The sequence below is a fragment of the Thermostichus sp. MS-CIW-25 genome, from assembly GCF_054060015.1.
This window is the reverse complement of sequence record NZ_JBSSCS010000002.1, coordinates 1-20,216: the sequence shown is the minus strand read 5'-3', so window position 1 is coordinate 20,216 and position 20,216 is coordinate 1. Positions and strand designations below refer to the sequence as shown.

Sequence of the window (20,216 nt, the reverse complement as noted above, 5' to 3'; positions counted from 1 at the left end):
CCGTTCTCCCCCAACAGGGATCCCGAACAATTGTCTTTGAACAGGGGGCTTCCAAGGATTTTTAAGATGAGGCCGTCAGGTTTGGGTGGCCTATGGACGAACATCTACAAGAGTTGCTGCGGCAAGAAGATCAAAAAAGAGCGGATGCAGAAATTCGTCGTACCTATGCCCTTTCTCAAAAGTCTCAGGGGGTGGCGATCTTTTTGTCCATTCTGCTTGCTTTTGCAGCCTACATTTACACGCGGCGGTGGAAAGCTTTGATGGTTTTTCTGGGCTGGTGTTTCTTCCTTGGCGTGTTGTTTAGCGACGACGAGGGAGAGGTTTCCCTACCCGGACTGTTTCTGGCCTCCACCTGGGCAGCAGTAGACAACTGCGGCGCTATCCAGCGGGCAAAAGAAGAAATTGAACGGCTGCGCTCCGGCCAAAACCCTGATGTTGATCGGCAAACTTAAACTTGGTCGACAAAACAAAATAGTGGCCCAAAAATCGGTATTTTATTTCAAACTCTCGAAAAAGATGCTATACCTACTATTTCAAGTGGCACCCAGATACAAGCGGCGCAACCGACCCATTCTCAACGGCAGTGAAACTTGGATTCCTATTCCTTTTGTCTTTTGGGAAAGAGCTTGGACAAACCAAATTCTGTCCCCCTAGGAGAGGGGCTGGAGGTGAGAGAGCTTAGGATAGCTACAGATTAGAGCAATCAAAACCATGAAGTCTGCTGCTCGCCTAGCTTGTCTGCTTGCCGGACTGATCCTAGGAGCGGGGATCCCCGTCATTGCTCCCGCCCCCGCCCTTCCCGTTGCCCAAGCCGGTTTCCAGCCCTACGTCAACGCCCGCTTTGGCTACCGCATCGACTACCCGGCAGACTTCATTCCGCAAGGGGAATCGGACAACGGCGATGGCCAAGTGTTTCTCGGTCAAGACGGGGCTGAGCTGCGCGTTTGGGGTGGGTACAACATTTTTCAAGCAACGCCCGCCAGCGCCCTGCAGGAAGAACTTCGCCGCAGCCGGGAAAACCAACGCCGGGTTACTTACCAAGCTGTTGGCCGGGATTTCTTTGTGGTCTCCGGCTACGAGCCCGTTCGTGTCAGCGGTGCGGAGCCCTTTGGCCAGCGGATTTTCTATCTCAAAACAGTTGTCCGCCCTTCGCTGCAAGCTGGCTTTGAGTTCGTGTACCCGGCCAGCCGGCGCGAGCGCTATGACCGAGATGTGGAAGCTATAGCCCGTTCCCTGCGCCTTGCCGATCCCTGAGCTAGACCCAAGTTGGGGCATGATCGTAGGGATCCCTGGCAAAACCCAATGGCCGAGAGACCGCTGGATAGTTGGCTGCAGGAACGCATGCGGGTTGTTGGCCTGTCTTCTTGGCGGGCTTTACAGGCCCAGGCCGGGATCAGCCGCCGCGCCCTTGATCAGGTGCGCCGAGGGAAGTGGGGATCCCTGCGCCTGGAGCAGCTCCAAAAGCTGGCTGCCGCTCTGCAGTGGGATTTGGGATCCCTACTGCGCCTCAACGGGAATGACAAAATGGAATCCACCGATTCCTCAGAAGTCCTCTTCTCTCTGCTGCAGCCGTTGCTGACCAGCTACCCCACCGTCCGCCAGATTGCCCAGCGCAAGCCCGATTGGCCGGCCCAAAACGTGATTGCCTTGTTTCGATCCCTGGATGCTCTGCTGCAGCACTGGGGGTATGAGCCCATCGGCAACCCCCTGGAGTCCGTCCCCTTTGACCCGCAACTGCATCAACCGGATCAGCTGGATATTCAAAAGGGGGATCCCGTTTACATTCGCTTTGTCGGCTACCGCCGCGGTGACCACATCCTCTGCCCAGCCAAAGTCAGCCGTTCCCTGCCTGGAGGACTGAGCTGATGGCACCTGCCCCCAAAGCGACCCTAGCCATTGATTTTGGCACCAGCAACACGGTGGTGGCAGTTTGGGATCCCGCCCAAGCAGTGCCCCGTCTCCTCACTCTTCCCGGCCTCTCTCGCCCAGACCACTCGGCTATTCCCAGCTTGGTCTACGTGAAGGGAAAAGGCCAGCTCCTGGTGGGGGAAACCGTGCGCGCCGGTCGGTGGGGGGCAGTGGATCCGCAACGGCTGTTTCAGGGGTTTAAGCGGGACTTGGTGGCGGAGTTTGTCCCTCCGCCGCGAGTTCTAGATGGAGAGCGCTACGACGCCGAGAGGGTGGCCCAAGCTTTTTTGCAGACGGTGATGGAAGCTGTCCCGAAAGAACACCTGCAGCCGCAACAGCTGGTGTTCACCGCCCCTGTCGGCTCTTTTGAGCGCTACCTCAATTGGCTGCGGGGAGTGGCCAGTGCCTGTGGCTGGGATCCCGTTCAAATTGTCGATGAAGCCACGGCAGCAGCCCTGGGCTATGCGGTTGGCCAGCCGGGATCCCTAGTGCTGGTGGTGGATTTCGGCGGCGGTACCTTGGATCTCAGCTTGGTGCGCACCCTCGCTCCCCAAGCGGGTAGCCCTGTCCTCAAAGCGGAGGTGATCGCCAAGGCCGATGCCTATGTGGGCGGGGTGGACATCGACATTTGGATTGCCGACTACCTACTGCAGCAACTGGGGCTAAGCCGACAGCAAATTGGAGCTCTGGGCTGGCTCAACCTCCTGGAGCAGGCGGAACAGCTCAAGATCGCCCTTTCCACTCAGATGGAAGCGGTGGGCAGTTGGTTTGACGACGAAGCCCTCACTGCCCATGAGTTGAAGTTAAGCCGGCAGGAGCTGGAAGAGATCCTGGAAGCTCGTCAGCTTTTGGATCAAATCCGCCAGTGCCTAGACGACGTTCTCCTCACCGCCCAGGCGAGGGGATTGGGCAAGAACCAAATTGAGCAGGTGCTCTTGGTAGGAGGCAGCTCCCAACTGCCAGCAGTTCAAGAGCTGCTGCGCTCCTACTTCGGCAAAAAGAAAGTGCGCTGCGAACGCCCCTTCGATGCTGTGGCCCTGGGCGCCCTGCAGGTGGGCCGCCAGGTGAAGCTGGAGGATCGCCTGCACCACAGCTATGCCCTCCGCCTCTGGGATCCCTTGCAGAAGAGCTACATCTACTACCCCCTCTTCGAACAGGGCAGCCCCTATCCCTGCCGACGGGCTGAGCCCTTGATCCTGCAAGTGGCCAACGACGGACAAACGGAGATTCGCCTGGAGGTGGGCGAAGTGGCCCAGGTGGCCCAATCGGAGGTGGTTTACGACGAGCTGGGGCGGATGAGCAGCCGGCAGCTCACCCGGCAAACCGATTTCCGGTTCCTGGCCCCTCTCGGATCCCCAACCGTTCGCGCTACTTCGACGGAGTCATCACCAATTTGTCTGGCCCGTTTGCAGCCCCCTGGCCGCGTGGGAGAGGATCGCCTTCGCGTCGAATTTGCCATTGATAGCTCGCGGCGCTTGTTGGTCACCATCACCGACCTGCAAACTCAGGCGCTCTTGGCAGAGGCCCAGCCTGTAGCCACCTTGAGTTAAGAGACGAAAGTAGAGAGAAGAGAGCGTCTTCACTGCAACGGAAGACAAAGAAAGCAATGTAAAGGGCACGACATGGCCACGATTCCCAACTCTCATCTCCCCTTGTGAGAGAGGGGTCGGGGGCTTGAGGAGAGTAGAGAGCGGTTGCGCCGACGGCGTGGGGTCTCAGGGGAAGGATCTCAATCATTGATATTGTTGATATTGATTATTGATTGAGAATGGCTGCATATCCAGTGATCTCTGTAGCGACTTGATGAATAATCTGAGCGATGGGATATGAATCTGATTTGCGTTTAACTACACTTCTTCTCTTGAGCTACCTTGGGAACAAATCTTGCTCTTGTCACCACCGCCCCATTTTGCCCGTCCTCCCCTCGACTTTATTCCGCCCGCCTATAGCGCCTGGGTGCTACGGCTCGTCCACGGGATCCTGCCCCTGCTCTTGCGGGTGAGGGTGCGGCGCTGGCTTCCTTCCGGCATTGCCAAAATCGAGGCCACAGGGGCGGAGATCTTGGCGCGGCTCTACCACCAGTTCCAGGAGGGTCAAATTCGCCTAGTCCTGGCTTTCCGACATGTGGAGGTGGATGACCCGCTGGTGGGCCTGTACGTTCTATCTCGCCTGGTGCCCGAAGCCGCCCGTCGACAAGGGATCCGCCTTCGAGAACCCCTTCACGCCCATTTTCTCTACGACCGGGGCATGCCCCTCTGGGGAGGGGAATGGCTGGGGTGGCTGTTGTCTCGCCTGGGCGGGATCCCTATACGCCGCGGTCGGAGGGTGGATCGGGTGGCGCTAAAGGCGGCCCGGCAACTGCTCCTGGATGGGCAATTTCCCTTTGCAATCGCCCCAGAAGGAGCCACCAACGGCCACAGCGAACGGATCAATCCCCTGGAACCGGGAATGGCTCAGCTGTGCTTTTGGTGCGCCGAGGACCTGGCCAAAGCTGGTCGCTCAGAGACCGTCATTTTGCTGCCCATTGGCATTCGGTACTACTACACGGATCCCTCCTGGACGAAGCTGGAGCGCCTGCTGGCGCGCCTTGAGCACCTGAGTGGGTTGACGCCTCCGAAGCCAGAGCCAAGATCCTCCAGGAGCCCCAACCTTCGCTACACCCAGCGGATCTGCCGCCTAGCCCAGCATCTCCTGGGACAACTGGAAGCTTTCTACGACCTACCTCCCTTCATCTCTGGGAGAGATGAAGAAGAACCACGGATAGAGCAGAGGCTAGCCCCTGGCCACTTTAACGCTCGCCTGGAGCGGCTGCTCCACAGAGCCCTGGAAACCGCAGAGACCTACTTTGGCCTATCTCCCCAGGGGGATTGGAACAGCCGCTGCCGCCGCATTGAAGAAGTCGCCTGGATCCAGATTTACCGAGAAGAATTGCGGCATCCTGGATCCCTGTCTCCCCTGCAGCGGGGGTTGCTCGACTGGAAAGCCCACCAGGCAACGCTCTACCTGCAGCACATGCGCTTGGTGGAAAGCTGTGTAGCCGTCCAGGAAGAGTATTTGCTGAGCAAACCCTCTTTTGAGCGGCTGGCAGAAACTGCCCTCATTCTATTTGATGTGCTGGCCCGCCTTCGAGGGGAATCCTACCCAGCCCGCCCTCGCCTAGGCTGGCGGGGGGTTCACGTGACCGTCGGGGATCCCATCTCCGTTAGCGAGCGGTTAGAGCGGTATTGCCGAGGCCGCCAGGAAGCCAAACAGGCGGTGACCGAGCTAACTCAGGATGTTTTTTCTTTCCAATTTCTTTCTTTTTCCTTTCCAATTTCTAGGGATCCCCTGCAGGAGGAACGGGTTTAGGCGAGGAGTTCGGTACTACCGCCGAGAGACTGCCGAGAGATAAACCACCTTCCCGTCATGGAACAGAGCTGAGCCATGGTCGCCCCGCTGGGACTCTGCTCGGTACTCCCAGCAGCAATAGGAACTCACTGTGGTTTTCCACAACCAGGTGAGGTACTGCTCCGGCCTCGCTCACCTCGGTGATGGTTGCTTCCTGAGTTTGCAGATCTGGAAGGCGATAGGCAACTTCCTGCTCCCCCTGAGAAAAGAGAGGGAAAACCTGGAAACTGCCCTCTTGAATGGGATCCCCAATACGCAGGGTTGGAAAGTTAAGGCTGGCCATCGACTCCTCCTTCTTAAAACTTAAAAGGGTGTTGCAGAAGCTGCCCTTTTCCTCGTTAGCATGGGATCAGCTTGCTGAATCCTGCTCCACTCTAAAATCTTTTGGAAGCTCCTCCTTCCTAAAAAGAGATGAGGGACGGCCCTTGCCCTGCGAGATTCTGGCAGCGCGGACAAAGGCTTTTCATCCTGCCAAAAAGGCAGGGATCCCTTTTTTGGGATCCCTGCCTCAATATCTGGGGTTGATCTCTAGCCTGAAATAATTGAAATTAATCAGCACTAGTGAGTATCAAAGCACTCCGGGACTAGTCCCGCTCAATGTACAAAAAAAGCACTGCCATGCCCACTGCAGGAAGCAGCCAACCAACAATGGGGATAAAAATCCAAGGAAGATAAGCAGCAGCGTAAGAACCGGTCATGATTTTGCTCCTCTCAAGTGACTTGACAAACTTGACAACTAATTCACCAGCCCTCGAAAGATGGCGTCGATCCCGGCAAAGTTCTCCAGCAGGAAGTAGGCAGCAAACACTCCACCCATACCTCCCAAGAAAAATCCTGCCGTCAGATCCCCCCAACCCCGAGCTGTAGCCAGAGGAGCGGCCCCCGGTGTTTCCGGCTTGTTTCCGAAGGTAACGCTGCCATAGGCCGACATACAGGCGGTTCCCAGCAGCACAATCGCCATCGCCGTAACCAGCCCGCCCAAGTTAGCTGCCTCAGGATAATCCCGCAGCGGCCCCAGCACAATTTCCGGCCCCACCAAGAAATAGCCATGGGCCAGCCCAATTTCTAGACCCCGCAACAGCGGCGATAAGCCAGGACGGTTGATGGGAAGATTGTTGATAAACAGACGGGTGACAGGAGAATCGCTGATGGGCGTCGAAAGATGCCCCTCGCAGGGATCGTCGTTAAAGGTGCGAATGTAATCCATGTCCGAAAGTCCTGCCTGGAATTTTGCGATTCATTCTACGGGGCCTAAGTTACCCTCTCGGCAACCACCACCCGGATCGTTAAAAAAGTTCATGCTCGCTTAACACAGAGATAGCTCTTCTAAATAAGTTTGAGACATAAGTTTGAGACATTCCCTCGCAGAACCTGTCCTCAGCAATTCGCGCTCTTGCCCATGATCCCTGACCTGCTAACGTGAACTTCACCCTCTCCAGGGGGAGAAGAGAGAAGTCCATATTCACCGCCTGGTTGTAACCAGTGGTGAGGAATAGCGGCAGCTTTTTCGGACTGTGTATTGAGTATTAAGTTGAGTATTAAGGTCTGCAATGAAGTAGGATCCCTGCTAGGCAAGGGATCGATATTGCGCTGTGGTAGGTAGCCTCGAAAAAAGTGGTAGATACACTGGCCATGGGTCAACAAAGCCTAACTGAATTCGGCCAGGTCGTAAAAACCATGGGACCCTTTACCCCTACCTATTGGGGGCTACTACCAGACCGAAAACCTCAAACCTACAGACTAGAGCCTAGGCCCACATAGGAGCCATAGAAAAAGAGCCCAACTACCGTGATCACACCCAAACCGGCAACCACAGCCACTATCCACAAAGGGATCCTTGCTTGACTGGTCATAGCAACTGGTCTCCAAAAAAGACAGAACTAGCAGCAATTACATTCTCAGTAAACTTAGCAAAGGGGAGCAAGGGCTAGCCAAAAGCCAGCATTGTCCCCTGCGCTCTTTCCCAACTCCAAGAGCAGAGTGGGATCCTGGCCTCAGTTGAGAAAATAGCTGGAGAACAACAGCCCAACCACAAACACCAGCAGCAAACCCAAGTAAAGGGAAGTGCGGTTTAGCTCGACAGGTTGGGAGTTGGGATTCCTTTCGGGTTGATCAGCCATTGGGTTCACCGTTGAATAAACTGCATTGCAGCAATAGCTCCCAAGAAGAAAACCGTTGGGATCGCCAAGGTATGTACCGCCAGCCAACGGACGGTAAAAACAGGGTAAAAAACGGGTTCATCAGATTTAGTGGCCATAGATATCACCCTACGCAAAAAGCTCAATCAACTTACAAATTGCAACAACGAATAGTCCACTTACCCACGGGCACTCCTAGCGAGTCAGCCTCTCCAGCTCCTCCAGAGCATTGAAGCGATCGCTGACGATCGGCAACTCCTGGCGCTCTGCCGTGAAATACTCATTGGGGCGCGGGGTGCCAAAAATATCATAGGCCAGGCCGGTGCTCACAAAAAGCCAGCCTGCCAAAAACAAAGCGGGAATGGTCAGGGCGTGAATAACCCAGTAGCGGACACTGGTAATGATATCGACAAAAGGTCGCTCTCCGGTGCTGCCAGCCATGAAACTCCTCCCTAGGGTAGGGGCAAAAGTGCTTTCTGAACTTTCTGAGTCTATAACACAATGATAAGGATTTGGATGCACAACTACAAGTTGCAAGACATTCGCTTAGCCCCTTTGCTGCCAAGCCGGATCCCGTCTTGCATAGGTAAAATCTCCTAAGGGATCCCTGCGGCGAACCTTCTTACCCGAGTTTTCAGAATCTCACTGCCAAAGGGCGCAATCCCAAGGGGCATCGAGGGCTTGAGGATGGGGCGGAAGTTTGAGATAAGCTGGCCCTGAGGGGATGTTGTTGGAACAGGAGTGACAGCTATGCGGTGCTCGTGGCCCCTAGCTCTGAGCTTGTGTTGGACGCTGGGCTGGTCGGGTGTCAGCTTGCCGGCTTGGTCCCAAGGGGTGGAGCAGCAAGCCTCGCTGGCCTGGACCGACCCCTACGTGGCGGCTCTGGAACGTCAGACAGATGTGGTGATCACCCAAGAACCCCTGTCAGCCACCCTGACCCGTCTGGAATTGGCCCAGTGGCTGACGGAGTTTTTCGGCTACATTCCCAATCCCAACCAGGTGCAGGAGATTCGCGACCTGGAGCCCAACACCCCCGACTATTGGACTGCCCAAGCCGTGCTGCAGGCGGGGGCCATGCGCCTATACGAGGGCAACGAGTTTCGCCCGCAAGGGGATATCACCCACCTGGAAGCCCTGGCCATTTTGGTGCGGGCTCTGCAATTGCCTGCTCCCACTCAGGCCGACATTGAGCGCTGGATGGCTCTGTACACCGATGCGGCTGATGTGCCGGAGGTAGGGCGGGCTTTTGTGGCCATGGCAGGCGAAGCGGGGCTGCTGGTGAATGTGCCGGATCCGGCCCGTCTTCAGCCCAATCGGGTGCTGAGGCGAGCAGAAGGGGCAGTGTTGTTGCATCAGGCCCTGGTGTATCGCGGTCAGCTTCCGCCCTTGCCACCCCCTGTGGCCCAGTTGCGTCCCTCCCCAGCCCGGGTGGCCGAGACTGTCCAACCCGAAATCTTCCAAACGCGGATTACTCCCGAAGAAGGAAGTGTTCCTGCGGGGGGAACCTTGACCATTGAAGCGCAGGCCACTCCCAACGGCAGGGCTACGGTCGATATCGGCGGCGTGGTTCAGGGTCTGCCGATGCAAGAGGTGCAGCCCGGCTATTACCGCGCAGTTTACAGCCTTAGCCCTCAGGACAGCGCCCTCAGCCCCGACATCAGCATTCAATTGACCCTCAATGGCGTCAGTACCCGCGTTCAACGGCGGCTACCTCAACTGGCCTTGGGCAATGTCGCTCCCCCGCCGGTGGAGTCGGTGTTTCCGCCCCCGGCTCCTCTGCCGCAGCCGTCCCCTGCCCCTCTGACTGCAGCCGGCAATCGCTATCCGCGCATTGAGGCCATTCGCTTGGATCCCCAGCGCGACTTGGTGGAAGGGGATATTCTCACCATTGCCATTTGGGGAGAGTCCGGAGGGATCGCCCAGTTTGATCTGGGGAATCTGGCCCTGAACCAGCCGATGCGGGAGGTACGACCCAACCACTACGAAGGCACCTACGTGGTGGCCCCCACCCACCAGGCCAACAATCCCACCTTGCGGATTGTGCTCACCAAGGACGGCCTCAGCCAGGAACATCGGGAGATTTTTCCCTTTTCCATCGATGGCTCCAGAGGAACCCGCTCCACCATTCAGCCGGTCTCCGCGCCTGTTGCCGTGGGGCCGCCCCGGATTTTTAGTGTCACCACCAACAGCACCAACCTGCACATGGGAGAAATTCTCAAAGTCACCATGCGAGGAGATCCAGGGGGGCGGGCTGCTTTTCGGATTATTGGGATAACGCCCGAAGTTGAAATGCGGGAGGTGGCGCCGGGCCTATACGAAACCCAGCAGCAACTGCCCTTCAACATGCAGCCGGTCAACAACGGCATCATCGAGGTGATCTTGCAAAGAGGGGGCCAAAAGACCACCCAAACCAGCCCCTCGCCCATTACCATTGCCCCCTAGCGGGATCCCTGCAAAGGGTCAACTAAAATCAGGGTATTGTAGATTTGTTAACAAAACGTGCGGAGTTCCCCACCCTCTGTAGGGTGGGGATGGATAGCACCACCGGATCGGTTGTTCGGGGGATAAAGCCCTCAGAACTGGGATAAAGTGTGCACATGGCAACAAGAAGGCAGACCTTTCGACTGTATCCCAGCAAAGCACAGGAAAAGGCTTTGTTTGAGGCCCGTCGCCTGCACTGTTATCTTTACAATGCTTGCATTGCCCATCGGGAAACCGAGTACCACCTCCACCGCCGAACGGTGACCTACCTGGAACAGCAGAACCTACTCCCCGAATTCAAGCAGGTGTGGGGGGAGTTTGCCCAACTGAACTCCCAAACTTTGCAAGCTACCGTCAAGCGGGTGGATTATGCTTACCAAAGGTTCTTTCGAGGACTGAGTAGGAAGCCGAGGTTCAAGTCCATTCGCCGGTATTCGGGCTGGACGTATCCTGCCCGGTCGGGGTGGAAGGTCAACAGCATGGGGAAGCAGGGCACCGTAACGCTGAATGATGTGGGCATGACCCTCAAGATGCGGGGCAAGGCTAGGAACTGGGGTGTGCCCACTACGCTGACCCTTGTTTACAAGCCGTCCCGACGGCAGTGGTTTGCGTCGTTGACGGTGGAGGTGGCGATACCTGAACCTAAGTTTGGTTCACAGTCGGATTTGCAGTACGAATCTATAGTTGCCTATGACTTGGGTACAGAGACCGCCCTGACCCTGTTTGATGGGTCTGAGTTTCAGAAGATCGCCAATCCCCGCTTTACCCAGAGAAGTGAGGCGAAGATACGCAAGCTTGCCAAGTTGAAGCGATGCAAGCGCGCTCCGAAGAAGGGGGTGAAAGCGTCCCGTCGTTGGCGGAAAATCCATCAGCGGGAATCCCGACTCAAAGCCAAAGTCGCCCGTCAGCGCAAAGACTGGCAACACAAAGTGACGTCAGAGATAGCTTGTCGTTATGGCGAAGCGCTCCGCGCCGCCGTAGGCGAACGGCGTAACGGAGAAGCTGCATGTCAAGGGGATGACCCGCAAGGGTGGGAAGCGCAAGGCAGGGCTAAACAAGTCCATTCTGTCGGTGGGGTTCGGTACATTGAACCAGATGATTACCTACAAGATCGAGCAGAAAGGTGGTTTAGTCCTCATGCTTCCCACTCAGACCCTCAAACCGAGCCAACGCTGTCCCCAATGTGGGGCAGTCCACAAGGAGTGGGCGGACTTGAGCAACCGCTATCATGTCTGCTCTGGTTGTGGGTTTGAAATCCCCAGGGATCGGGGCTCGGTGATGGTGATGTACACCGTTGCCACTAATCGGCAACCGGGGTTGGGAACCAGCCTCGTGAGTCTTGGATGTCTCAGCACTACTTCAAAGTCCTGCGGGGCTATGAAGCAACTGGGGCAGAGGAGGAGACAGAAACTTCACCGTCAAGCGAATGGGGCATCAGAAACCCCATCCGCCTATGCGGTGGGGTAGTTCATGCAGTTGTAGATTCGTCGCAGAGGTAGAGGGATCGCCATGAACCTGTTGAGCTTGGCCTTGCCGGATCTGTCGGCAGCTTCGGATCGGTTAACCGCCGCCTTGCAGCCCGTAGCCCAGTTTTTTGCCGGCCTCAACTTGCCCCAACCCATTGTGCAATGGGGTCACCCTTTGATGATGGGAATCGTGGTGGTGGTGATGGGCAGCTTTGTCGGCCTGACCGGGTGGCGAGGGCGAACCTTGCGTCTGGCAGCCGCCTCCCCAACCTCAGAGGGATCCCTGCCGGAATCGGCCCAAAAGCCTCTGCTGGATCACCGCAAATTGGCTCCCTGGATGGCCACCTTCATCGCTCTGGGCTACACCGGCGGCATTCTCTCCCTGGTGATGCAAGGGAAGCCCCTATTGAGCAGTCCCCATTTTTGGACGGGATCCCTGGTGCTGCTGTTGTTGGCGGTGAATGGAGCTTTGTCTCTCAGCGGCTTTGGGGGCAACCGCGCTGCTCTGCGCACCACCCATGCCTATGTGGGCAGCCTCATCCTGTGCATACTGTTTGCCCATGCCTTGTTCGGGCTCAAGCTGGGCTTGTCGCTGTGAGTGGCATTGACATGCTCCCCTGCCTAAAGGCAGGGGATTCTGGTTCCTGGTTCTGCGACAGCACTTATCGTGTTGGGTTGCCCCTCCACGGCAGCGGTGCTCGTCTCCCCAAGCGCTACGCAAGCCCTAGCACCCAGAGCGGTTCCCTAATGCCCTTAGGTACCGTTGCAAACAACAACTACAAAGCCTGCTGAGGCTGTATCCAGTCGTGAGACTGTTGGGTTTTTAGAGCGGTTGACTACCCTGCCGCTGCGGGCAGCATAGCACAAAGCCGCCCTAGTCGCGTCAGCGGGCCGTAGGCCTTAGGGCGGGGCTTTAGACCCAGTTTTTTGGTAACCCGAGGTTTCCCTCTCCCTGGACAGGAAGGCCGGGAGCCTATCAGCGATAAGGTTGCAGGGATTGCAGCAGGTAGAGCACGGTGAAAACGCCGATGCCCAGCAGGACGATGGACAACACCAGGTAGCTGCTGGCATTGGAGCGCTGCTCTTCCAAGAGGGCTTCAGGGGATTTGGGCGCGATCATGAACCGTCCCCCAGAAAGAGGTTTTCGGATCACGGGATCCCCTGCCTCGAAGCGCACCTGCCCCATGGCAAAGGCCATCGCATCCACCGGAATCACCCATTCCTTATAGATGAAAGAGCGAGTGGAGCGGTTTTCTGTTCTCACTTGGGAAAGGTAGCGCTTGAGATCGAAGTTGAAGCGGCTGGGGCCTTTTCCGGGAAAGACACGCTCATCCACAACCGCCATAGCCTCTACCTCCGCACCCGTGGGATCCACCCTCACCCTTCCGGTTTCGTCTTCGATGAAAAAAGGGATCTGGCGAACCACTGAGTGAAGGGTTTCATCTCTCGTTCTCGTCTCTCTCTCCAGGAGATATTCCCGGCCTGTGCTCGGATCGGAGTACACATTGTTGTAGTACTTTTGGGGAGAGCCTGCTTCAGAAAACGGCCATTTTTCGGGATAGGCTGGAGAGCCGAGCTTTTGTGGGTAATCGGGGTAACCAGGCTTCTTCTGGAAAGCATCCGAACCGGGGTAGCCAGAGCCGGTTTTTTGCGGAAAGGATGCCGCGCCGAAGTAGCCAGGGTTGGACTTTTGTGGGAAAGAATCGGAGTAGCCGGGATCAACCCTTTTCTGGAAAGAACTGGGGGCAGAATAGCCCAATCCGGGCTCCTTTGCGGTCATTCTCCCCGGATAGGATTTTGCCCGGGATCCCAAGCGCAGAGCGTTCTGGTATTCGCCTTCGCTGATCCGTTCGCTGTAGGTTACGTCGCCTTCGCTGTTCAAATACTTTCGATAGCATTCGACTTCGTCATACTCCCAAGAGATCTCGGACTTGTAGTAGACGCAAGGCTGTCGCGAAAATTCCGATACCAAAGGCCGATTGCACAAAATCCTGCCATAAACTTGGGCCAAGTTTGCTCCTTTTGCCTGTGGACTTGTCTGACCGAGATTGCGAAGCTCGGCTACCTTGAGCAACCGAGTGGTGGAGAGCTGTTGAACCAACCTTTGGGAGCGCAAATACTCAACACATGAAAACAGAGAGCCGGGAAGACAAAGTAGCCCAAGCAGCGTCAGCCAGTTCATAGAGGCCTTCCTTTCCGGGGGGTGGGAGTGAAGTTGGCCTCATGCTAGCAGTTATCCATAAAACAGCATTTAAGAGGAGTTTAAGACAATCCCGAATGCGGTCAGTTCCGAACTTGACTTGGCAACTGGGATGGGTTTCCCCGCAAGGCTTCCAGGAAGGCAAATACTGCAGGCGGATGCAGCGCAGAGGCCAGAACGGCAGCCCCGATCACCCGCTCCAGTGGGATTGGCAGCCGGCGGATCTGGATCCCTTCGGGAATGGGAATGGCGGCCAAGCGGGGCAAGATGGCAGCCCCCAGACCCTGTGCCACCATGTTCACAATGGTGGAGTCTTCCTTCACCAAGTAGGCCACCTTGAGGGTTTGGTGAGCGGCTTCCCAGTGGTTCCGCACCGCGGTGGTGCATTCGGCGTAGTTGTAGAGAATGTAGGAAAAACGGGAAAGATCCTCCCAGGTCAGGGTTTCCGGCAGGGGCCCAAAACTCAGCGGAACCAACACAATGAACTCATCGCGGGCAATCTCCCACGTCTGTAGATCCTCACCAGCCCGCGGCAGAGGCAATAGACCAATATCCACCTGGCCCGATCGCAACAGATGTTCAACAGTGGCCGGATCTTCCTCTGTAAGGGTGAGGGTAATCTGGGGAAATTGTTGGCGGAAGCGGGCGATCACCGGCGGCAGCAAATGGGTTGCAGCACTGCGAAAAGCGGCAACTCGCACATTTCCCCCCCGCAACCCTTTTTCCAGGTTGGCCTCATAATCCATTTGTTCCCGCAGTTGCAGCATTTTGCGAACATGGCGCAGCAGTCGCTCCCCCACCGGGGTTAGGCGCGCCCCAAAGCGACCGCGCACCAACAGGGTCACCCCCAGTTCTTCCTCCAGGCTGGCAATGGCCCGGCTCACCGCCGACTGGGAAATGTGCAATTGCAGGGCAGCATCGCTGAAATTTCCCCGCTCCACCACAGCCACCAGGGTTTGCAGTTGCGAGATGTTCATGGATCCCATCTATTCGATCTGCGCATAGATGTGATGCTATCTCAGGTTTGAACCCTCCGCCGCGCCTGACTAAACTACGACATAGCTTCCCCTTCACACTGCGAAATAACGCGAAACAGTGTGAAAACCTCTTTATCTTCCTGTCGTTGGTCAAGTGTCCCTATGTCGAGATCCATGTTTGCCCTGCTGCCATTCCATCAATTTCGAGATACTCCCGGCGTGCGCTTTTTCGACATCACGGTTGCGCGATCCAACGCCCGCGATTTGGTTTACCATGATGGGCCCGCCATCAGTCCCCCCAACAATCCGCAGGGCTATTGGCAGTTTTATATGCATCCACACCAGGAGGACAACTTGCTGGCTTTATGGGGCGGACGGACGTTTTACCTGGTGAATTTTAGCTGGAGGGATCCCTTCCATATTGTGCGCCTGGAAGCGAATCGAGGTATTTTGCGCATTCCTCCCGGCACTTTTCACCGTTCCGTCTCCGATCCAGAGGGATCCATTGTGTTGAACCAGGCGGTGCGCGACGAAAAAGCCATCTTGGAAAAGGAATTTCGCATCTACGACAGCAGCCGTATTCCCCGATTGCTGCAGGTGACCTCGGCACCCGCCCCTTTGCCCCGCATTTGTGCCTGAGGGCAACCCAATCATCCTCCCCCGTTCCCTTAACCTAGCCGCGAGTCAATCGAGGCTCGCAAGTGGGCAGCAGCATGGGTGAGCTGTGCCTGGGGAATGGAGGGGTCGAGGTGTCGCCCTGCTGAGTTGGCAAGGCTCAGCCCTCTTTGCGGATCCCTGCAGGTGAAAACTGAAGCTAGAGTAAAGATGGGTGCTGGGGGATCCACCAATGCTCTCTCTGGAGCGCAAGGGCATAGCGGATAGCTCGATCAACTTGGCGGAGTACATCGACCACACGCTGCTGTTGCCGATGGTTACTCCAGAACAGATTGACCAGGGGTGTGAGATTGCCTTGCGCTATGGCTTCCCCACTTTTTGTGTTCCTCCTTGCTACGTGCCGCGGGTGGTGGAGCGGCTGCATGGATCCCCGGTCAAGGTGAGCACGGTGGTGGGGTTTCCCCTGGGCACAACCACTGCAGAGGCTAAGCTCTACGAGGCCCAACTGGCGGTGGAGCAGGGGTGCCGGGAGCTGGATGTCCGCATCAACTTGGCTTGGCTCAAGGCGGGGGAGCTGGATCGCCTCCATGCCGAGATTGCCCAACTGGTGGAAGAAACGGGGGTCTGCATCAAGGCCATTTTGGAAACGGCTCTGCTGACCGAGGAGGAGAAAAAGCTGGCCGGGGAGATTTGTATCGATGCGGGGGCGGCTTTTCTGATGACTTCCACCGGCTGGATGGGGGGGGCGACGCTGGCAGATGTGCAACTGTTGTGGCAACTCAGCCGCGGCAAAGTGGGGGTGAAAGCGTCGGGCGGCATTCGCACGGTGGCTCAAGCAGAGGCCATGATCCAGGCGGGGGCCAGCCGTATCGGCACCTCTTGGGGGCTGGAGCTGATGCAAGAGCTGCGAGCCAGAGGAACCCCATGAGTGGGCGCACCTATCGGGTTACGGGCATCAATCTCAAAGGGATCCCACTGGGAGAGGCGGATCGGATTGTAACCATCTTGACCCGCGAGCAAGGGTTGATCCGGGCGGTGGCCAAGGGATCCCGTAAGCAGCCTTCCAAGCTGGGCGGGCGGATGGAGCCTTTTGTCATCAACGACTTGCTGATGGTGCGGGGGCGCTGGTCTGCCCAAGCAGAGACTTCCCAGCGTCTACAGCGCATCGTCCAAGCGGAAACCCTGCAGACTTTTCCCCGCCTCAGCCGCAGCTTAGCCCATCTCACGGCAGCGCAGTATTTGGCGGAGGTGGCCTTGCTGTTGGCCTTGCCCGATCAAGCTCAGGAAGAGCTGTTTGTGGTGTTGGTCGAACACTTGGAACGCATCGAGCGGGCTGCTTCGGAACGGGCCGTTTTGCCCTTGCTCACCCACGGGTTGTACCACCTCCTGGCGTTGGCGGGGTTCGCCCCTCAGGTGCAGGCTTGTTACTTCTGTCAAGGGGAGTTGGTCGACGGCGTTTTTTTCAGCCCCCAATGGGGTGGCTTGGTCTGTGATCCCTGCCGGGTGGCCCAGCGGCCCAGCCCAATTGCCTGGGTCTCCGCTTCTGCCTTACGTGCCTTGGGATCCCTGCCCAGCTCCACACTGCCTCTGCCGGAGGATTCCCTGCCTTTGGCTGCTTGGCTGGAAGCAGAACGTCTGTTACGGCGCGTTTTGGAGCATCATACGGATCGAGAGATCCGTTCCGCCGAGCTATTGGCCAGTTGCTATGCTGTTTCCACTGCAAACGGTCAAGGATCCCCGGCTTTTCCTGAGGGACATCCCAAAACATGGGCATCGGCCTGAAAAAGTTGTGAAGGTATGTATCAAGTCCGGCCCAATAGCCGCAAAATAGAGCATCGAGGCGGGTTGGCAGCCGATTTTGGATGATAAATTAGGTTATGGAAAGTAACTTCTTACGAAGGCCTCTCAGGTTTGAGCAATGTTTTTTGGGGAGGAGTGCCTTGCACCAGGTACTGGACAGCATCATCAGGTGGGATTGAAGTTGGAGCTTTTAACAAGATTGAATCCACTGCCGAGAGGGCCTTCTGTTTTGTGCTTGTTTCCCGGAGCTGCATCCCTGAGGTGCGGCTTTGGTTAATTGCAGATGATTGCTTGTGAGTGTTCAATTTCCTCGGTGAGTCTGCCCAACTGAGGAGCAGCCCCTGAGGTTCCTGCATCCGCCCAACTCAAGATAGCGCCCACCTTAGTTCTTTTTCAGATCTCTCTTTTACCGAGTACCGTTAGAAGTTCAGGAGTTGCAGCACCGTGGAAGCACAGCGTAAGGAACGGATTCTGGTGGTCGATGATGAGGCCAGCATTCGACGCATTTTGGAAACCCGTCTGTCCATGATCGGATACGACGTGGTCACAGCTTCGGACGGCGAGGAGGCGCTGGAGGTTTTCCACAAGCAGGATCCCGACCTGGTGGTGCTGGATGTGATGATGCCGAAGCTGGATGGCTATGGGGTTTGCCAGGAGCTGCGCAAAGAATCCGACATCCCCATCATCATGCTGACGGCGCTGGGCGATGTGGCCGACCGTATCACGGGGCTGGAGCTGGGGGCAGACGACTATGTGGTCAAGCCCTTTTCCCCCAAGGAGCTGGAAGCTCGCATTCGGTCGGTGTTGCGACGGGTGGCGCGGTCGGCCCACGATGGGATCCCCAGTTCCGGGGTGATTCAAGTGGGGGACATCCGCATCGATACCAACAAGCGGCAGGTCTACAAACGGGACGAACGCATTCGCCTGACGGGGATGGAGTTTAGTCTGCTGGAGCTGCTGGTCAGTCGGTCGGGGGAGCCTTTTTCCCGCTCCGAGATTTTGCAAGAGGTGTGGGGCTATACCCCGGAGCGCCATGTGGATACGCGGGTGGTGGATGTCCACATCTCGCGGCTGCGGGCCAAGCTGGAAGATGACCCCAGCAACCCAGAGCTGATCCTGACGGCCCGAGGCACCGGCTATCTATTTCAGCGCATCATTCAGGGGGAGGAACAGGCACGGTCTTGAGAGGGGATCCCTCGCAACCTCTCTTCAAGAGCGGCCTGCACCCGCCTCAACACGCCAACCCAGTCTCCCGGTGTGTCTTGTCGAAACAGTCGCATTACCCCGGGGTACCAGGGGCTATCTTCTCGATGGAGGAGCCAGCGCCAATCGGCGGCAAAGGGCAGCAGCACCCATACCGGCTTGCCCATCGCCCCGGCCAAATGAGCAACGGCTGTATCAACGCTGATCACCAGATCCAACTGGGCAACGGCTGCGGCTGTATCGACAAAACTGCGGAAACGGGATCCCAGCTCCACCACCTGGTACTGCTCCAATAGGGCTCCCACCGGGTGAGGACTCTGTCCGAGTGGCGCGGACAGATCTTCCCCCACCTGCAGGCTAACCCACTGGATGGAAGGCCCATGCAAGTGCTGGAGCAACAGATTCAGAGGGCAACTTTTCAGCCTTTGTACGCGGTTGAGCTCAGGATGGGCACGCCGACCGCTGGCCCACACCAGCCCCACCTTCATCCGCTCCTGGGAAAGCTCCGGCCAGTCTTCCCGCCAGGAGAGGCTCAAAGGGATCTGCGGCCCGCCGGCATGAACGGGATAGACAAGATAGGGGATGCGGGCCGGGATCGTCTCCAGAGTGGTGCCCAACCGCTGCGGCAAGCTGAGCAAGGGCAGATGGCAATCGAAAGAGGGCAAGGGATCCGTTTCCGAGATCACCTGCACCTGGGGAAGGGGGAAGCACCCTCTGAACAGCTCGACAAGGGATCCCTGACAGCGGAGGCAGATTTGCGCTTGGGGATGGGCCTCGGCCAGCAGCGGCAGGTAGCGCACAAACTGAAGCGTGTCCCCCAACCCTTGTTCGGCGTAGATCAGCAGGGTCTGGCGGCCCAGAGGGGATCCCGTCCACAGAGGCGAAAGAAAGCGCGGGTAGGCCGCCTCTTGTCGCTGCAGCCGCCATTCGTATTCCCGCCACCCCTCCTCGTAGCGGCCCAGGGTAAGCAAAGCCGTGCCCAGGTTGTAGTGGATCTCCGGCCAGTGGGGGGCCAGTTGTAAGCCGCGCCGATAAGCCTCAATAGCCCCTTCCAGCCGGTTTTGTTCTTGCAGGATGGTGCCCAAGTTGTTGTGGGGCTGGGCATCCCTCGGCAACAGCAAGATGGCCCGTTGCAGACAATCGGCGGCCTCCTCCAAGCGATCTTGCAGGTGCAGGCAATGGCCGAGGTTAACGAGAATTCGCCCCTCCTGGGGTGCAAGGGCGAGAGCTTGGCGAAACCAGCCTTCCGCTTCCTCAGCTTGGCCATCGAGCATCAGGGCATTCCCCAAAGCTGCCAAGGCATAGACCTGGGGAGGCTGGGCTGCTGCTGCCTGTTGCAACACCTCAATTGCCTGGGCCAATTTCCCCAGGGTGAGCCAACAACTGCCCAATCGGAAAAGCAATTGCCCATCACCGGGGGCAAAGGCCAGGCCCTGTTCGTAGGCTCGCGCCGCTTCCTCTGGGTTGCCAAGCTGCATCCAGGCATCGCCCAGATCCTGCCAGGCCGGCACCCAATCCCCCCGCAGGTGCAGAGCCAGTTGCAAGGGGGTCAAAGCTTGGCGGGGATCCCCCATCTGGAGATAAAGGGATCCCAGCAACGCCTGAGCGGCGAACAGATGGGGATGGGCGCGGGTAAGCTGCCGGCAGAGGTGCAGAGCAGCTTTCAGATCCCCCGCCTGTCGGTAGCGTTGAACCAACGCCAGAGCCGCCTGCGAAGAGGATTGGATCTCGGATCCCCGCTCTGGATCCTGTGACTCAGCCGCTTGCCGATTGTCTTTCCCTCGCCCAAAGCCCCGTGGCACGTCTTTGCCTCTTTTTTGCCTCTTTTGAGATCCTTTTCACCTATTTTCGGGCTGGAGGCCCGCACCATAGCCGCAGGCTTGGTGCCGGGAGGAAAGCCGCCTCCATATAAGAGTACTGGGATAGAACCTGGATGAGCTACAATGAGCCCATGAGCCAGACCATCTCTGTACGTTGCAAGCTGATAGTCCCACAAGAGTTGCGTCAAGAGATTGACCGCACCTTGCAGGGATTTGCTGAC

General features: G+C 57.4%; 23 protein-coding genes. 13 read left to right on the top strand and 10 right to left on the bottom strand.

What is annotated here, in order from left to right; genetic code table 11:
• The first annotated feature begins 92 nt into the window (after positions 1-92).
• The 5 genes from ACVWZ1_RS01040 to ACVWZ1_RS01020 all read left to right on the top strand — a co-directional run bounded on the left by ACVWZ1_RS01040 (position 93) and on the right by ACVWZ1_RS01020 (position 5,256).
• The gene (locus ACVWZ1_RS01040; protein ID WP_457502298.1) at positions 93-452 is read left to right on the top strand and encodes a hypothetical protein; all 360 of its coding nucleotides are present in this window, start codon (positions 93-95) and stop codon (positions 450-452) included.
• A gap of 259 nt (positions 453-711) precedes the next feature.
• Positions 712-1,254 carry a hypothetical protein gene (locus ACVWZ1_RS01035; protein WP_457502297.1) on the top strand — a complete coding sequence of 181 codons (543 nt, stop codon included), beginning with the start codon at positions 712-714 and terminating at the stop codon, positions 1,252-1,254.
• A 48-nt stretch (positions 1,255-1,302) separates the two neighbouring features.
• Entirely contained in the window at positions 1,303-1,866 is a 564-nt protein-coding gene (locus ACVWZ1_RS01030; RefSeq protein ID WP_457502296.1) for a helix-turn-helix domain-containing protein, read from the top strand.
• Positions 1,866-3,458: an Hsp70 family protein gene (locus ACVWZ1_RS01025; RefSeq protein WP_414416189.1), complete on the top strand. Its 1,593-nt coding sequence runs from the start codon at positions 1,866-1,868 to the stop codon at positions 3,456-3,458. Before ACVWZ1_RS01030 ends, ACVWZ1_RS01025 begins: the two co-directional genes overlap by 1 nt.
• 334 nt (positions 3,459-3,792) lie before the next feature.
• Complete coding sequence (locus ACVWZ1_RS01020) at positions 3,793-5,256, top strand: 1-acyl-sn-glycerol-3-phosphate acyltransferase (RefSeq protein ID WP_457502295.1); 1,464 nt, start codon at positions 3,793-3,795, stop codon at positions 5,254-5,256.
• 55 nt (positions 5,257-5,311) lie between these two features.
• Here ACVWZ1_RS01020 and ACVWZ1_RS01015 read toward each other — a convergent pair whose 3' ends face one another.
• From ACVWZ1_RS01015 to psbE, 7 genes are all read right to left on the bottom strand, one after another.
• Complete coding sequence (locus ACVWZ1_RS01015) at positions 5,312-5,578, bottom strand: ARPP-1 family domain-containing protein (RefSeq protein WP_457502294.1); 267 nt, start codon at positions 5,576-5,578, stop codon at positions 5,312-5,314.
• A gap of 301 nt (positions 5,579-5,879) precedes the next feature.
• The gene (locus tag ACVWZ1_RS01010) at positions 5,880-5,993 is read right to left on the bottom strand and encodes a photosystem I reaction center subunit VIII (RefSeq protein ID WP_011433114.1); all 114 of its coding nucleotides are present in this window, start codon (positions 5,991-5,993) and stop codon (positions 5,880-5,882) included.
• A gap of 38 nt (positions 5,994-6,031) precedes the next feature.
• Entirely contained in the window at positions 6,032-6,502 is a 471-nt protein-coding gene (locus ACVWZ1_RS01005) for a photosystem I reaction center protein subunit XI (RefSeq protein WP_011433113.1), read from the bottom strand.
• Between the two features lie 526 nt (positions 6,503-7,028).
• Complete coding sequence (locus ACVWZ1_RS01000) at positions 7,029-7,148, bottom strand: photosystem II reaction center protein J (protein WP_011433112.1); 120 nt, start codon at positions 7,146-7,148, stop codon at positions 7,029-7,031.
• A gap of 141 nt (positions 7,149-7,289) precedes the next feature.
• Positions 7,290-7,415 (bottom strand): photosystem II reaction center protein L, encoded by a 126-nt coding sequence (locus ACVWZ1_RS00995; protein ID WP_011433111.1) that lies wholly within the window; start codon positions 7,413-7,415, stop codon positions 7,290-7,292.
• Between the two features lie 5 nt (positions 7,416-7,420).
• Complete coding sequence (gene psbF, locus ACVWZ1_RS00990; RefSeq protein WP_011433110.1) at positions 7,421-7,552, bottom strand: cytochrome b559 subunit beta; 132 nt, start codon at positions 7,550-7,552, stop codon at positions 7,421-7,423.
• 76 nt (positions 7,553-7,628) lie between these two features.
• Positions 7,629-7,874: a cytochrome b559 subunit alpha gene (gene psbE / locus ACVWZ1_RS00985; protein WP_011433109.1), complete on the bottom strand. Its 246-nt coding sequence runs from the start codon at positions 7,872-7,874 to the stop codon at positions 7,629-7,631.
• A gap of 309 nt (positions 7,875-8,183) precedes the next feature.
• Between psbE and ACVWZ1_RS00980 the strand changes: the two genes are divergently transcribed.
• The 4 genes from ACVWZ1_RS00980 (at position 8,184) to ACVWZ1_RS00965 (ending at position 11,978) form a co-directional block, all read left to right on the top strand.
• Entirely contained in the window at positions 8,184-9,875 is a 1,692-nt protein-coding gene (locus ACVWZ1_RS00980; protein ID WP_457502293.1) for an S-layer homology domain-containing protein, read from the top strand.
• 155 nt (positions 9,876-10,030) lie between these two features.
• Positions 10,031-11,167: an RNA-guided endonuclease InsQ/TnpB family protein gene (locus ACVWZ1_RS00975; RefSeq protein ID WP_457502292.1), complete on the top strand. Its 1,137-nt coding sequence runs from the start codon at positions 10,031-10,033 to the stop codon at positions 11,165-11,167.
• On the top strand, positions 11,052-11,381 hold the full coding sequence (locus ACVWZ1_RS00970; protein WP_457502291.1) for a zinc ribbon domain-containing protein: 330 nt from the start codon (positions 11,052-11,054) through the stop codon (positions 11,379-11,381). The genes ACVWZ1_RS00975 and ACVWZ1_RS00970 overlap by 116 nt, the downstream gene beginning before the upstream one ends.
• Before the next feature lie 42 nt (positions 11,382-11,423).
• Entirely contained in the window at positions 11,424-11,978 is a 555-nt protein-coding gene (locus ACVWZ1_RS00965) for a DUF4079 domain-containing protein (protein WP_414358456.1), read from the top strand.
• A gap of 378 nt (positions 11,979-12,356) precedes the next feature.
• Here ACVWZ1_RS00965 and ACVWZ1_RS00960 read toward each other — a convergent pair whose 3' ends face one another.
• The gene (locus tag ACVWZ1_RS00960) at positions 12,357-13,391 is read right to left on the bottom strand and encodes an E3 ubiquitin ligase family protein (protein WP_457465502.1); all 1,035 of its coding nucleotides are present in this window, start codon (positions 13,389-13,391) and stop codon (positions 12,357-12,359) included.
• Between the two features lie 272 nt (positions 13,392-13,663).
• Positions 13,664-14,557 (bottom strand): LysR family transcriptional regulator, encoded by an 894-nt coding sequence (locus ACVWZ1_RS00955; RefSeq protein ID WP_457465503.1) that lies wholly within the window; start codon positions 14,555-14,557, stop codon positions 13,664-13,666.
• A gap of 174 nt (positions 14,558-14,731) precedes the next feature.
• On the opposite strand from ACVWZ1_RS00955, the gene ACVWZ1_RS00950 reads away from it, so the two are divergent.
• From ACVWZ1_RS00950 to rpaB, 4 genes are all read left to right on the top strand, one after another.
• On the top strand, positions 14,732-15,196 hold the full coding sequence (locus ACVWZ1_RS00950; protein WP_414343843.1) for a redox protein: 465 nt from the start codon (positions 14,732-14,734) through the stop codon (positions 15,194-15,196).
• A 208-nt stretch (positions 15,197-15,404) separates the two neighbouring features.
• Entirely contained in the window at positions 15,405-16,100 is a 696-nt protein-coding gene (gene deoC / locus ACVWZ1_RS00945; RefSeq protein ID WP_414357543.1) for a deoxyribose-phosphate aldolase, read from the top strand.
• A complete protein-coding gene (gene recO / locus ACVWZ1_RS00940) occupies positions 16,097-16,954 on the top strand; it encodes a DNA repair protein RecO (RefSeq protein ID WP_457502290.1) in 858 nt (285 codons plus the stop codon). The genes deoC and recO overlap by 4 nt, the downstream gene beginning before the upstream one ends.
• A 462-nt stretch (positions 16,955-17,416) precedes the next feature.
• On the top strand, positions 17,417-18,157 hold the full coding sequence (rpaB, locus tag ACVWZ1_RS00935; RefSeq protein WP_414329445.1) for a response regulator transcription factor RpaB: 741 nt from the start codon (positions 17,417-17,419) through the stop codon (positions 18,155-18,157).
• Here the strand turns inward: rpaB and ACVWZ1_RS00930 are convergent.
• Positions 18,130-19,977, bottom strand: a complete 1,848-nt coding sequence (locus tag ACVWZ1_RS00930; protein ID WP_457502289.1) for a tetratricopeptide repeat protein — start codon at positions 19,975-19,977, stop codon at positions 18,130-18,132. The genes rpaB and ACVWZ1_RS00930 overlap by 28 nt on opposite strands.
• Between the last annotated feature and the right edge of the window lie 239 nt (positions 19,978-20,216).